The organism is Paraburkholderia sp. AV2, assembly GCF_054968425.1.
The window spans coordinates 1-13,717 of sequence record NZ_JBANLK010000087.1; the positions used below are offsets into that span (position 1 = coordinate 1).

At 65.0% G+C, this 13,717-nt stretch carries 10 protein-coding genes and 1 pseudogene; 4 read left to right on the plus strand and 7 right to left on the minus strand.

The genetic code is table 11. The features are described 5' to 3' along the window. Positions 1-136 precede the first annotated feature (136 nt). Positions 137-268 (plus strand): annotated as a pseudogene (locus V8683_RS30630) (DUF3138 family protein); the annotation flags it as partial. Positions 269-317: 49 nt separating this feature from the next. On the opposite strand, the gene V8683_RS30635 reads toward V8683_RS30630, so the two are convergent. The 7 genes from V8683_RS30635 to V8683_RS30665 all read right to left on the minus strand — a co-directional run bounded on the left by V8683_RS30635 (position 318) and on the right by V8683_RS30665 (position 10,043). Next, on the minus strand, positions 318-1,532 hold the full coding sequence (locus tag V8683_RS30635; RefSeq protein ID WP_411192721.1) for a helix-turn-helix domain-containing protein: 1,215 nt from the start codon (positions 1,530-1,532) through the stop codon (positions 318-320). Positions 1,533-1,644: 112 nt separating this feature from the next. Continuing rightward, positions 1,645-2,715, minus strand: coding sequence for an NAD(P)-dependent alcohol dehydrogenase (locus tag V8683_RS30640; RefSeq protein ID WP_411192720.1), 1,071 nt, complete (start codon positions 2,713-2,715; stop codon positions 1,645-1,647). Between the two features lie 56 nt (positions 2,716-2,771). Next, entirely contained in the window at positions 2,772-4,244 is a 1,473-nt protein-coding gene (locus V8683_RS30645) for a benzaldehyde dehydrogenase (RefSeq protein WP_411192719.1), read from the minus strand. Between the two features lie 212 nt (positions 4,245-4,456). Then, a complete protein-coding gene (gene boxA, locus V8683_RS30650) occupies positions 4,457-5,701 on the minus strand; it encodes a benzoyl-CoA 2,3-epoxidase subunit BoxA (protein WP_411192718.1) in 1,245 nt (414 codons plus the stop codon). 53 nt (positions 5,702-5,754) lie between these two features. Further along, a complete protein-coding gene (gene boxB / locus V8683_RS30655; RefSeq protein ID WP_411192717.1) occupies positions 5,755-7,182 on the minus strand; it encodes a benzoyl-CoA 2,3-epoxidase subunit BoxB in 1,428 nt (475 codons plus the stop codon). Between the two features lie 51 nt (positions 7,183-7,233). After that, entirely contained in the window at positions 7,234-8,904 is a 1,671-nt protein-coding gene (gene boxC / locus V8683_RS30660) for a 2,3-epoxybenzoyl-CoA dihydrolase (protein WP_411192716.1), read from the minus strand. Positions 8,905-9,023: 119 nt separating this feature from the next. Further along, entirely contained in the window at positions 9,024-10,043 is a 1,020-nt protein-coding gene (locus V8683_RS30665) for a helix-turn-helix transcriptional regulator (RefSeq protein WP_411192715.1), read from the minus strand. Positions 10,044-10,246: 203 nt separating this feature from the next. On the opposite strand from V8683_RS30665, the gene V8683_RS30670 reads away from it, so the two are divergent. The 3 genes from V8683_RS30670 (at position 10,247) to V8683_RS30680 (ending at position 13,304) form a co-directional block, all read left to right on the plus strand. Next, positions 10,247-10,726, plus strand: a complete 480-nt coding sequence (locus tag V8683_RS30670; RefSeq protein WP_411192714.1) for a DUF4863 family protein — start codon at positions 10,247-10,249, stop codon at positions 10,724-10,726. Between the two features lie 77 nt (positions 10,727-10,803). Further along, positions 10,804-12,429, plus strand: coding sequence for a benzoate-CoA ligase family protein (locus tag V8683_RS30675; protein WP_411192713.1), 1,626 nt, complete (start codon positions 10,804-10,806; stop codon positions 12,427-12,429). A 2-nt stretch (positions 12,430-12,431) separates the two neighbouring features. Beyond that, positions 12,432-13,304, plus strand: a complete 873-nt coding sequence (locus tag V8683_RS30680; RefSeq protein ID WP_411192712.1) for an alpha/beta fold hydrolase — start codon at positions 12,432-12,434, stop codon at positions 13,302-13,304. Positions 13,305-13,717: the final 413 nt, after the last annotated feature.

Below are 13,717 nucleotides of genomic sequence, written 5' to 3' on the forward strand. Positions count from 1 at the left end.
CACCCGCAGGGCCTGAGAGACATCCGAACCTGTATCCGTAGTACACCGAAGCACAGCGTGGTCGAGTGTGCCGGATATCGGCGGCTCGTTCAACATCGGAAGCCAGACGCTCTCGAGCGCCACCAACGCCGATGATCCGACGCAGCAGATCACGGTCAGGGTGGAGTATCGCCACGACTGGGCCACGCAGCAGGTGTTCCTGCGCAGCGATGGTTCGTACAGCAGGAACAACGACCTGCCCGGCGCGCAGTTCACCTACTCGTTCTGACGAGGTCGCGGCGGACGGCAGCGGCGTGTACGCCGCCCTTCCCGCTTCCTTATTCTCCAGCCACCATGCCGATATCGCGCAACTGGCGCAGCCGCGCGTAAACGGTCGTGCGCGAAATCCGCAACTGCCGCGCGACCGCGGCTACGTTGCCGTTATGGTCGAGCATGGCCTGCTGAACGGCGCCGAGCATCTGTTCTTCAAGACTCGAACCCGCTTTCGGCGCGGCGGGCCCAGCACCGGACGCGATCGTTCCGGCATCGGCGCTGCCTGCATCGAGGTCCGTCTGCACGTGGCGCGCCGTGCTGCGATTGAGCGGCGCGCGTGCATATTGCACCCATAGATGACTGCCATCCGCGCGGGCAATGCGCTGCGGACCGCGCCGAGGCTTCAGCAGACGGCTCAGCAGGGCCGGGGGCGCATCGTCGAACACGTCGCGCAGCGCGAACTGCGCCATCGGCACGCCGTGGGGCAACGAAAGCATGCGCCGTGCGAGACGGCTCGCCGCACGCAGATGCCCGTCCTCCTCCACCGCCAGCACGCCCGCGAGCGGCGTGGCCAGCCAGCGCGGATCGTGCTGCAGACGCAGCAAATGACAACCGCGCAAGGTCGCGAAGAGACGCTGTTCGGCGGCCAGTGCAGCGAGCCGGAACTGCTCCTTCAGTTGTGCGAAATCGCGCTGCCCCGTGCCGGTGATATCGAGCGCGCCGACCACCTCGCCGTGCAGTCCGAATAGCGGCACCGCGAGGCAAGACACGCGTTCGAATTCGTCGAGATAATGCTGGCCGCCCGTCACCGTCGCTTCAATACCCTCGTGCAGCACGCAGCTTGGCGCTGTCGTGCCGATATGCGATTCGAGAATGCGGCGGCCGGCGATGATCGGCAGGATCAGTTCGTCGTCGCAGCCGGGGCTGCGGCGCGCGTGAATCACCGTGCCCTGCGGATTCACGCAGAAGATGGTCCACTCGTCGCCGCCGAATGCCTCCCAAAGTTGCTCGACTTCGTCGACGATGCAACTAAAGAGTCGCCGGTCGTCGAGCGATTCCCGCGTGCTGCGCGAACCGCTGAGCAGTTCGTATTCGGGTGCCTGCCAGGGCATCACACCCGCGTCGCGCGAGCGCGCCCACGAGCGCGCCACGGATTCGGGGAGCAAACCGGGGGTCAGGGCCTTGGGGAGTTGTCCGCCGTCGCCGAAGCGTTCACGGGCCGAATGCAGTTGTGCGAGCGGACTGGCGTTCAAGGGTGCGGGCGCGGACATGCGATTCATTCGGGCTCCCGTCGCTGCGAGGCAGGCGTGGCAATAAGGCGGACACCCGTGAGAATAGCGTACCCTGTGGCCCTCTGCGCGGCCACAGGTGCCCTATCGGCCGCCCGCTCACTCACGCATGCGCGAAACGCAGGATCGGCTTGAGCGTGATGCCGCGCGTGCTGTCCTCGGCGGCTTCGTTGATCTGCTCGACCGGATAGAACTTCACGAGCTTGTCGAACGGAAAGCGCCCCTGCCGATAGAGTTCGACGAGCTGCGGAATGAAGCGTTGCGCAACGCTATCGCCTTCCACGATGCCGCGTATCGTGCGCCCGCCCAGCAGCAGGTTGTTGATGTCGAACTCGGCCCGGGTGCCGAGAGGCGGCGCGCCCACCACGCCAATCGCGCCCAGCGTGCCAAGCGACTCGATCGCGCCTGCCAGCACCTTCGGATTGCCCGTCGACTCCAGCGCGAAGTCCACGCCGCCACCCGTGAGCGCGCGAATCGCTTCGATCATGTCGACTTCCGCGCTGTTGACGGTATGCGTAGCGCCCAGTTCCTTCGCGAGTTCGAGCCGCGAAGGCACGATATCTACCGCGACGATGGTCGTTGCGCCCGCCACGCGCGCGGCCATCACGGCGGACAGGCCGACCGCGCCCGCGCCGGTCTGGATGCCGCAACCGAGCGGCCCCAGCAACTCCAGCGGCGCATCGTGCGGCACCTTGATCGCGTTGTTTTCGCGTGCAAGCGCATGGCTTGCGAACGACGACTGCGAGAAGAAGTGGTCGTGCAGCGGCCGGCCTTCCTGGTCTTCGATGGCCGTATGCCCTTCGGGGTCTGAACCACCGAAATTCAGGCCGAAGAAGTGGCTGCAATACGCGCCGTGCCCGCCCGCGCACGGCTGGCAATGACCGCACGCGCCATAGGTCAGCACAACGTGATCGCCGGGCTTCAGATTCTTCACGTTCGGGCCGACCTCCTCGACCACGCCCGCGCCTTCATGGCCGAGCACGGCAGGCAGCGGCACCGGATAGTACTGGTCGCGCACGATCAGGTCCGTATGGCACAGGCCCGTGGCAACCACGCGCACCAGCACCTCATCGTCCTTCGGGCCACGCAGGCGCGCCTGCTGGATGACGAACGGTTCGCCCTTGCCGCGCGCGACCGCTGCCGTGACGGTACGGCCTGCGGTTGTCGTACTCATGTTGCGCCTCCTTGTTGCGTCGATAAGTTCGGGATGACTCGCATCGTCCGGCCCGCTCAGAGGGGATAGCGCGGCGCTTCGCCCTTCACGGTGAGCCACTGCCACTGCGTGAACTCCTCCCAGTTGGCCGGCCCGCCAATGCTCGTGCCGTTGCCGGAGGCGCCCACGCCGCCGAACGGATTGATCACTTCGTCGTTGACCGTCTGGTCGTTGATGTGCAGAAGCCCCGTGCGCAGGCGCTCGCCCATGTGCAGCGCCCGTCCTACGTTCGACGTGACGATGGCCATCGAGAGGCCATATTCCGTGTCGTTGGCGAGCTTGACGGCTTCGTCGTCGGTATCGAACGGCACGACCACGGCAACCGGCCCGAAGATCTCCTCGTTGAACGCCGGGTTTTGGGCGTTCACGCCGCTCAGCACGGTGGGCTCGAAGAACAGATCCTTGAAGGTCCCGCCCGTTTCGACCCGCGCCCCCGCTTCCTGCGCTGCCGCCAGCGCCCGCACGATATGGTCGCGCTGTGCCGTGTCGATGATCGGCCCGAGCGCGACATTGTCCGCAGCCGGATCGCCCACCGTGAGGCTCGACGCTTTCGCCACGAGCTTCTCCACGAAACGGTCGTAAATGCCGCGTTGCACGAGTACCCGGCCGGCCGCCATGCAGATCTGCCCCTGGTGCAGATACGCCCCCCACGCCGTGTTGGCAATCGCGAGATCGAGATCCGCGTCGTCGAGCACGATCAGCGAGTTCTTGCCGCCCAGTTCGAGCGAGACCTTCTTCAGGTGGCGGCCGGCCGCCTCGCCCACCTTGCGGCCCGCACCGGTCGAGCCCGTGAACTGGATCATCGCCACATGCGGATCGCTGGTAAGCGCCGCGCCCGCCGCACCGTCGCCCGGCAACACATGCAGCACGCCCGCGGGCAGGCCCGCCAGTTCGAACAGGCGCGCGATGGTGAAGCCCCCGCAAACGGAGGTGCGCGGATCCGGCTTGAGCACGACGGCATTGCCGAGTGCGAGAGCCGGAGCGACCGCGCGCATCGCCAGATAGAGCGGGAAATTGAACGGTGCGATCACGCCCACGACGCCCAGCGGACGGCGGCGCGCGAGCGAAAGGCGGCCCGGCACCGAAGGCAGGACTTCGCCCGCCGAGCGCGAGGGCAGCGCGCTCGCCTCGTGCAGTGCCTTGACGGTGACCTGGGTTTCGAAGCCCGCCTTGCCGCGCGTCGAGCCGCTCTCGCGCACGATCCAGCCGGCAATTTCGTCGAAGGACGCTTCGGCGAGCCGTGCGGCGCGGCGCAACACGGCCGCGCGCTCGTCGTAAGGCAGCGCGGCCCAGGCCTGCTGTGCCTCGAATGCCGACTTCGACGAAGCGGCCACGAGTCCGGCGTCGGCCATGCCGATCCGCGCAAGGCGCTTGCCGGTGGCGGGTTCGAGCACGTCGGCGGCCGAGGTGCCCTCGCACCACGAACCGGTGAAGAGCCGGCCATGCCAGACGTCGTCGTCGAGAAGGCGGGTGGAAGAAGAAACGCTCATGCTGACTCCTGTGTATATCAAGCTATCAAGCGAAAGCCGGGACGCAAGCGCGTGGGAGGCGCGGATCGCTGCCGGAACATCGCTACGTTAGGGAACAGGGGCCAGCATCACTATCGGGAATTGTTCGTGCCCCGGAAGGGTCCGTGGCTGCGAAGCCGGACGCCGGAAAGCGTTCAGTTACTGAACAGTGCGAAAGCGGCTGCGCGAGTCGCTCAGTATGTCTCGAGGTGCAGCCGCCCTTCACGCTTGAGACGCGGCCAGAGGGCGTTCCAGTCCAGTCCATGCCGACCGGCGATATCCTGGAGCGCCTGCAGCACCCCCTCTTCCATGCCCTTCAAACCGCAAACGTAGACATAGGTGCTGTCGTCTTTCAACAGTTGGGCGACATCCACGGCCCGCTCGCGCATGGCATCCTGAACGTAGCGCCTGGGCTGACCCAGCGTGCGCGAAAACGCCAGATTCGTGTCGATGAAGTCTTTCGGCAGATTGGTAAGCGGTCCGAAGTATGGTAATTCCTCTTTCGTCCTGGCGCCAAAAAACAGCATCAGCTTTCCAGTCACGCCCTTGAGGCGCCGCCGCCGGCGATATTCGGTCATCGCGCGCATCGGCGCGGAGCCGGTGCCCGTGCAGATCATCAGCAAATGGGAATTCGGATGGTTGGGCATCAGGAAGGTGCTGCCGAATGGCCCGATCACCGTCACGACGTCGCCCTTCTGCAGATCGCACAGATAATTCGAGCAGACGCCCAGGGTGTCGTTGCCGTCGTGATCGCGCGTGACGCGCTTCACGGTCAGCGAAACGTTGTTGTAGCGCGGACGCTCCCCGTCGCGCGGGTTCGCCAGCGAATACTGGCGTGCGTGATGGGGCTTGCCGTCCGGGGTCGTGCCGGGCGGCAGGATGCCGATCGATTGCCCTTCGAGCACCGGGAACGGCAGCGCGCCGAAATCGAGGACGATGTGATGGATATCGCTCTCGGCCGACTCGCCGGTCAGGCGGTAGTTGCCCATCACCGTCGCCGTGGCCGGTGTCTTGTGCGTGTAGAGGTTCACATAGGGCTTCGAAGCGGACCACGGCGGCACATTCGATCCGCGCCCGGTGTCCGTTTGCTGAACACCCGCCGGCTCGACCGGGCTCTCGGTCACAACGTCGGCGCCCGCCGGCTCTGCCTGAGCGCTAACCGATGCGCTCTGCGCCGGCAGTTCGTCCCACCCGAACTGCTGCTCGATGCCATAGGCGTCCGCTTTCAGGACGTTGCGCCAATTATCGATCGCTCCCGTAGGGCAGGGCGGGACGCAAGCCATGCAGCCGTTGCAGACGTCCGCCTTGACCACGTAGTTGCTGCCGTCGTGGGTAATCGCGTCGATCGGACAGGTCTCTTCACACGTATTGCACCGGATGCAGATTTCCGGATCGATCAGGTGCTGCTTCAGGATTTCCATCGGAATCGCTGCATTCATGGTTGTGCTCCCACCCCTACCGTCCGGTCTGCCTCAATGACGGGCGAAGCCGATCAGTTGAAACGGACGTATTCGAAATCGACAGGCTGACGGTTGATGCCCATGGCCGGCGGCGCGATCCAGTTCGCGAACTTGCCCGGCTCGATCACGCGGCCCATCAGGGAGGCCACGTAAGCGCGATCCTCCGGCGTCGCCAGCCATTTCGACTCGTTGGCCGCCCACTCGGCCTCGCTCACCACGCGCCCATCCGGCGAGATGCGCACGCCCGCGAACGTGCCGATCTGGCGGTTGAACGCTTTGTGCGGCACGGTCAGGCGGAAATCGATGCCGGCTTTTTCGAGCACCTTGTTCCAGCGATTGACGCCCGCCACCGAGTCCTTGATGTAGTCGTCGCGCAGCACTTCGTTCATCGCATTGAGCATGGGCACTTCGCGCTCGACGAGTTTGCCGTCCTGAACATCGAGCAGCCTGTAGCTCTGCCCCGTCAACTGGTGGTCGTCGTCGCGCTTCGTCTCTTCATAGCGGCCCTTCAGGCCCGAGCTGTAGAACGTCGCGGCGTTCGACGACTGGTCGGCACCGAACAGGTCGATCGTCACCGAGTAGTGGAAGTTCAGGTAGCGCTGGATCGTCCCGAGGTCGATCACGCCTGCGGCGCGCAACCGGCCTGCGTCATCCGTCTTCAGCTCGTTCATGACCTGTGCCGTGCGCTGCACCACGCGCGACACGCCGGATTCGCCGACGAACATGTGGTGCGCCTCTTCGGTCAGCATGAACTTCGTCGTGCGGGCCAGCGGATCGAAGCCCGACTCCGCGAGCGCCGAAAGCTGGAACTTGCCGTCGCGGTCCGTGAAGTACGTGAACATGAAGAAGGCCAGCCAGTCGGGCGTCTTCTCGTTGAACGCGCCGAGAATGCGGGGGTTGTCGTCGTCGCCCGAACGCCGGCCGAGCAATGCTTCGGCCTCCTCACGTCCGTCGCGGCCAAAGTAGCGGTGCAACAGGTACACCATGGCCCACAGATGGCGACCCTCTTCCACGTTCACCTGAAACAGGTTGCGCAGGTCGTACATGGAAGGCGCCGTGAGACCCAGGTGCCGCTGCTGCTCCACGGAGGCTGGCTCGGTATCGCCCTGCGTGACGATGATGCGGCGCAGGTTCGCGCGATGCTCGCCAGGCACGTCCTGCCACGCCGTTTCGCCCTTGTGCTCGCCGAAATGGATCTTGCGGTCCGCCTCGCCCGGCGTGAGGAAAATGCCCCAGCGATAGTCCGGCATCTTCACGTAGTCGAAGTGCGCCCAGCCACCCGGGTCGACACTCACGGCCGTGCGCAGATAGACGTCGTAGCCGTGCGAGCCCTCGGGCCCCATGTCGCCCCACCACGAGAGGAAGTTCGGCTGCCACTGCTCGAGCGCGCGCTGCAGCATGCGATCGTCGGCCAGATTGACGTTGTTGGGGATCTTCTCGCTGTAGTTGATCGTGGACATTACGGTTCCTTGTACGGTAGCGGGAGGCCTCGGAGGAGCCTCAAAGAGGCATCAAACGCGGGCGGTGTCGAACTGCGCCTTGCTGCCCTTGCCATAGACCTTCAGCGCGCCCTTCTCTCCCACGGCGTTCGGACGGTTGAAAATCCAGTTCTGCCAGGCAGAGAGGCGGCCGAAGATGCGCGTTGCCATCGTCTCCGGACCGTTGAACCTCAGGTTCGCTTCGAGACCCGTCAGCGCGTCGGGCGACATGGCCATGCGTTCCTCCAGCGCGATGCGGATTTCGTCGGCCCAGTCGATGTCGTCGGGCGCGGCGGTCACGAGGCCGAGGCGCTCGGCCTCCACAGACTTGACCGGCTGGCCGATCTTCGCGCGCGCCGCGTCGAGCGGTTCGGTTTCCTCATAAAAACGCCGCGCGAGACGCGACTGCTCCGTGACCATCGGATAGAGGCCGAAGTTGGCTTCGGAAAGCGTGATCGCGGGCTCTTCTTCCTCGTTCGACGGCAGCGCCACCATATAGGTCCGGTCGGCGGCGAAAGCCAGCTCGGCGAACGTGCCGGCGAAACACGAGCCGGGTTCGATCAGCGCGAACAGCGAACGCGACGATACGTCAATACGCGCCAGCGTACGGCGCAGCATGCCGATGGTTTCCCGGACGAACCAATGATCGCGATGTTCGAGCAGCGCGGCATCCGCGGCGAGCACGGCCTTCGCATCGCCGCCCGTCTTGAAGATCCAGGTGCCGATATCGAGCTCGTTCGTGCGCATCGACAGAATGGCGTCGTCGAGCTCGCGCGCGAACTGCAGCGGCCACCACGATGCGCCGGCCGCGACGATCGCGCCGATGCCTTCGGGAAGCGGGACCGCGGGCGCCTTCACGGTAAACGTGGCGGTACGCTTGGCACGGTCGATGGCGACGTCGACCGTTGCATAACTGAGGATGTCGTCGTGCTGGATGCGTTCGATGCGCGTGAGCACGATGCCTTGGGCGTCGGCCGGACGATCGCTTTGCGCCGCGAGTTCGAGCGCGCGTGCCTGCACGGCCTGGTCGAACTGGTTCGGCTTCACGACAGCGTCGACGAGGCGCCATTCCTTCGCCCGTTCGCCGCGTATGCCTTCCACCACCGTGCAGAAGATGTCGGCGCGGTCGTGACGAACCTTGCGCTTGTCGGTGAGGCGCGTGAGCCCGCCGGTGCCGGGCAGCACGCCGAGCAGCGGCACCTCCGGCAGCGCCACCGACGACGAGCGATCGTCCACGAGCATGATCTCGTCGCACGCCAGCGCCAGCTCGTAGCCTCCGCCCGCACAGGCGCCGTTCACGGCGGCAATGAACTTCAGGCCCGAGTGACGCGACGAGTCCTCGAAGCCGTTGCGCGTTTCGTTCGTGAACTTGCAGAAGTTGACCTTCCAGGCATGCGTGGAAAGTCCGAGCATGAAGATGTTCGCGCCCGAGCAGAAAACGCGGTCCTTCAGGCTCGTCACGACCACCGTGCGGACTTCCGGATGCTCGAAGCGGATGCGCTGGAGGGCGTCGTGAAGCTCGATGTCGACGCCCAGGTCATACGAATTCAGCTTGAGCTTGTAGCCGTCGCGAATACCGCCGTCTTCGGCAATGTCGATGCCCAGCGTCGCTACCGGACCGTTGCATGTCAGCTTCCAGTGCCGGTACTGCGAGGGGTCGGTGCGATAGTCGACCTGCGGGACAGCCGTTTCTGCTGCGGACATGAACGTCTCCTGATAGGCGCATCGTATTTCATGAACGATAGTGCATCATCAGGATCGTGTAAAGCATTTTAATGCATGAGTGTGCAAAGCGAGGTGCAAGCCCAGGCCGAAGCGCCCGGTCACAGCCCGCCGGAAACGTCCTCCGCGCCCAGCCGCGCGGCCAGCCGGTCGCGCAATTGCAGGTAGGCGTCCGCCAGCGTCTTTTCGCTCGTGTCGAAGGCCAGGTCGGCGCGGCTATAAAGCTCGTTGCGGCCCGCAAGGATGCGCTTGAGGTCTTCCATGGCCTCGCTGTTGCCGCGGTTGCCCGACATCGGCCGCAGATCACCTTGCGCAACGACCCGGCGCATATGGTCCTCCGGCGTCGCCTGAAGCCAGACCGTGAAGCAGTGGGCCAGCAGCGTATTGAACGTGGAAGGCTCGGAAACCAGCCCGCCCGGCGAGGCGATGACGGCGCGCGGGTGTTCGGCGATCACGGCTTCGAGCGCACGGCGCTCGTAGCGGCGGTAGGCACTGGCGCCATAGAGCGCGTGAATCTCGCTCGGCGGGCAACCCGCGAGTTGCTCGATCACGCGATTGAGCTCGACGAACGGCACCTTCCGCTCCTGCGCGAGCATGCGCCCGAGCGTGGATTTGCCGGCGCCGCGCAGGCCGATCAGCGCGATCCGCTCATGGCGATGCGGATCCCGCGAGGTCTGCGCGAACAGTTCGGACAACGCAATCCGGGCGCGCTGCAGCGAGGCCAGGTCGCGCCCCTGCAGCAGCTCGCGTATCAGCAGCCATTCGGCCGACGAAGTCGTCTCGTCGCCGATCACCTCGGCGAGCGGGCAATTCAGCGCGGCCGCGAGCTGCCGGAGCACAAGTATCGAGGCGTTGCCGGTACCGGTCTCCAGATTGGCGAGGTGGCGCTCCGAAAGCCCGGTCTCGAGCGCCAGCGACTTGCGTGTCATCCCCCGCCGCGCGCGCAGGAGGCGCACGCGCTCCCCCATGGCCGCGAGGAAAGGATCGCGGCTGGCCGCCTTATCCTGCTCGCCCGGCTCACCCGATTCGCCAGGCTCCCGCCCGGCCGCCTCGGTGTCCGCCAGGCTGTCGCCCGGTTCCTGCGCGCCATCGCGCCGCCCTTCAGAGTAAGTTTGCTTCATATCGCCAGACCAATTCCCACCGAAAAATGTACTATAGTGCTTGACAACGGTAATTCGACAAGATAATTTTCGCCAAAACGCTGACCGGCAGCAATTCCAGATACACGTGCCAGGGACACGCGAACTTCCGGCTCGTCGCGCCGGGAGCGAAACGCGCGGACAAGGTGCATCAAATTGCATCTCCCGCATCCGGAGACTAACGCATGTCCCCAGAAGACTTTCAGCGTCTGATCGCGGGCGTCACGCAGAGGATCGCCGGCCGCGACCTCGACGGCGGCCTCGAGGCCTGGCTCAACGGGACCTGGCCGCCCGGCAGCGAGACGTTCGAGGCGCTCGCGCAAGCCTGCCGCACCGGCGTTGCCGAGGGCTGGCTCTGCAACCGGGAAGGAGGCGGCATCCGTTACGGCCGGATCTTCAAGGCCTTGCCGCAAACGCACGGATTCTCGGTCGATGTCGTCGAGATGAAGGATCTCGTGGGCCCTCACCACGTGCACCCCAACGGGGAAATCGATCTGATCATGCCGCTCGCCGGCGGTGCGACCTTCGACGGCCATCCGGCCGGGTGGTGCGTCTATGGCCCCGGCAGCGCGCATTGCCCGACCGTAGCGAATGGCGAGGCGCTGGTCCTCTACCTGCTACCCGGCGGCGCCATCGAGTTCACGCCCGCGCCCGCCCGGAACTGATGAGTTTCGCAAGGGAAAGCGGTGGTGGCGGGCGCGCACGACAATCAGACAGCGAGCAGGGACGGAGACGAATACAGATGGACACCCCACTCAGGGCCGCAACCGGCTCCCCCCTTCCGGCCGTGGAACCAGCGCCGCCACCGCCGGCGCAATTCAACTTCGCCGCCCATATTTTTGCGCTCAACGAACCGCGAAGCGGCAAGCTCGCGTACATCGACGACGCGGGCGCAACGACCTACGGGCAGCTAGAGAACCGCGCGCGCCGCTTCGCCTCGGTCCTGCGCGCACAGGGCGTGCATGCGGAAGAGCGCGTTCTGCTGGTCATGCTCGACACCATCGAGCTGCCCGTCGCGTTCCTCGGGGCGCTCTATGCCGGCGTCGTGCCCGTCGTCGTGAACACGCTGCTCACGGCCGCCGATTACGGCTATATGCTTGCCCACAGCCGCGCTCGCGCCGTGGTGGCGTCGGGCGCCGTGCTGCAGGCCGTGACCCCTGCCCTCGATGCCGCCGCGCAAGAGGACCGCCTGCTGATCGTGTCCCAGCCGACCGGCGGCGCGCCGTCCGCCGCACCCGTTCTCGAAGCCCTGCTCGAAGCGGCCGAGCCCGCGGCGCATGCGGCGCCAACCGGCTGCGACGACATCGCTTTCTGGCTGTACTCCTCAGGATCGACCGGCAAGCCGAAAGGCACGGTTCACACCCACGCCAACCTCTACTGGACCGCGGAAACCTACGCGAGGCACGTGCTCGGCATCCGCGAAACCGACGTGGTATTTTCCGCCGCCAAGCTCTTCTTCGCGTACGGCCTCGGTAATGCCCTGACGTTCCCGCTTTCCGTGGGGGCCACGGCGGTGCTGATGGCCGGACGCCCGACCGTCGACGCCGTGTTCGAGCGTCTCGTGAAACACCGCCCCACCGTCTTTTACGGTGTCCCGACGCTCTATGCCAGCATGATGGCGGCGCATACGCGGCCGGCCCGAGCGGACGTCAGCCTCAGGATCTGCGCCTCGGCAGGCGAAGCGCTGCCTCGCGAAGTGGGCGAACGGTTCACGGCGCATTTCGGCTGCGAAATCCTGGACGGCATCGGATCGACAGAGATGCTGCACATTTTTCTCTCGAATCATCCGGGCGAGGTCCATTACGGCACGACCGGAACGCCCGTACCCGGATACGCGGTGGAACTGCGCGACGAAAACGGCGGTCCCGTGCCGGACGGCGAGGTGGGCGACCTGTACATCAAAGGCCCCAGTGCCGCGCTCATGTACTGGTGCAACCGCGAGAAGTCCCGCGCGACGTTCCTCGGCGACTGGGTGCGAAGCGGCGACAAGTACCGGAAACTGCCGGACGGCTGCTACGTCTACGCGGGCCGCAGCGACGACATGCTGAAGGTCAGCGGCCAGTACGTCTCCCCGGTCGAGGTCGAGATGGTGCTCGTGCAACATGACGCCGTGCTCGAAGCCGCCGTGATCGGCGTCGACCAGGGCGGGCTCGTCAAGACCTGTGCGTTCGTCGTCCTGAAACCGGACTTCGCCGCCAGCACGGCCCTCGCAACCGACCTCAAGGCCTTCGTGAAAGACCGGCTCGCGCCCCACAAGTATCCGCGCGACATTCTCTTCGTGGACGATCTGCCGAAGACGGCGACCGGTAAAATCCAGCGATTCAAGCTGCGGGAACAACAAAGCCAGGCTATGCAGCCTGCGACCTGATCATGGAAAGCACGGTCTTGACCTCATCGCCGGAAAATTATCCGTTTGCCTCGCTGCCCCCTTCGGACAATCGGGGGCCCGTGAAAATCGAATACCGATGGTTGAATGCGCATCTTCGCGACCAACCGGTCGCCGTCTTTCTGCACGAGGGGCTAGGTTCGGTCGCCATGTGGAAGACGTGGCCGCAAGCACTATGCGACCGGCTCGGCATGCGCGGGCTGGTGTATTCGCGCCCCGGTTACGGCCGCTCCACGCCCCGGCCGCCCGGCGCCAGTCTGCCCGTGAATTTCATGACGGACCAGGCACAGGATGTCCTTCCGGCGCTTCTCTCGGCTCTGGGCATTGGCGCCGCGGAACGCCGGCGGATGTGGCTCATCGGTCACAGCGACGGCGGAACGATTGCCCTGCTTTACGCGAGTGCATTTAACAATGAGCTGGCCGGCGCCGTGGTGATCGCTCCGCACGTTTTTGTCGAAGACATTTCCGTCGAAAATATTGCCGAAGCAAAGATAGCCTATGAAACCACTCCCATGCGGGAGCGCCTCGGCCGTTATCACGACGACGTCGATTCCGCGTTCTACGGCTGGAACGACGTCTGGCTGAGCGCGGCGTTTCGCGAATGGACTATCGTCCGCGAGCTCGCGGGCATCCGCTGCCCCTTGCTGGCCGTGCAGGCGCGCGACGACCAGTACGGAACCATGGCGCAGGTCGAAACCATTGTCGATCGCGTGCCCGGCTCGCAACTCTTTCCGCTCGAAAACGGCGGGCATTCGCCGCACGTTACCGTGCCCGCCCTCCTGAATGAGGAAATTCACCGGTTCATTTTATCGGCTGGAGAATCGGCCGGGGAATCGGCCAGAAAGCACGCGCCTTGAGCAAAGCCGCCGGAGAAGCGGCGAATCGATTTTCCGCGGTATCTCGCGCCACTCGGGAATTAGTGAAAACGTGTACTCGAATAGATTGCAACACAGGGGTCGCCTTGATTGACACTCGAATATGGCGTTTTTAAGATCGTCCGGAAATCCAGCCATGCAAGACGCAGTTCCCGATTCCAATAACGCTGCGCAAACCCATTTGCCGTCTTTAGAAGATCCCGCTTAAAGAAATAAAGCTCGTTGCGCGCGCACGCTGTTCGCTCGCGCAGACGATGCATCGAGCTGCCACGGCATCGAAGCTTTAAATAGCATTACTAATCAAGCCGCGTCATTCGACTATTACAGAAACTCGACGGCACGTTCCGTCCCGAAGGAGATCGACGATGTACAAGCAACGAGGTCTGCGCCTGAAG

Bases quoted from the DNA above. Each gene is read 5' to 3' on its own strand.
- V8683_RS30675 (WP_411192713.1), top strand. From the start codon at position 10,804: ATGGACACCCCACTCAGGGCCGCAACCGGCTCCCCCCTTCCGGCCGTG.
- V8683_RS30640 (WP_411192720.1), bottom strand. From the start codon at position 2,715: ATGAGTACGACAACCGCAGGCCGTACCGTCACGGCAGCGGTCGCGCGC.
- boxA (WP_411192718.1), bottom strand. From the start codon at position 5,701: ATGAATGCAGCGATTCCGATGGAAATCCTGAAGCAGCACCTGATCGAT.
- V8683_RS30670 (WP_411192714.1), top strand. From the start codon at position 10,247: ATGTCCCCAGAAGACTTTCAGCGTCTGATCGCGGGCGTCACGCAGAGG.
- boxB (WP_411192717.1), bottom strand. From the start codon at position 7,182: ATGTCCACGATCAACTACAGCGAGAAGATCCCCAACAACGTCAATCTG.
- V8683_RS30680 (WP_411192712.1), top strand. From the start codon at position 12,432: ATGGAAAGCACGGTCTTGACCTCATCGCCGGAAAATTATCCGTTTGCC.
- V8683_RS30635 (WP_411192721.1), bottom strand. From the start codon at position 1,532: ATGAATCGCATGTCCGCGCCCGCACCCTTGAACGCCAGTCCGCTCGCA.
- V8683_RS30665 (WP_411192715.1), bottom strand. From the start codon at position 10,043: ATGAAGCAAACTTACTCTGAAGGGCGGCGCGATGGCGCGCAGGAACCG.
- boxC (WP_411192716.1), bottom strand. From the start codon at position 8,904: ATGTCCGCAGCAGAAACGGCTGTCCCGCAGGTCGACTATCGCACCGAC.
- V8683_RS30645 (WP_411192719.1), bottom strand. From the start codon at position 4,244: ATGAGCGTTTCTTCTTCCACCCGCCTTCTCGACGACGACGTCTGGCAT.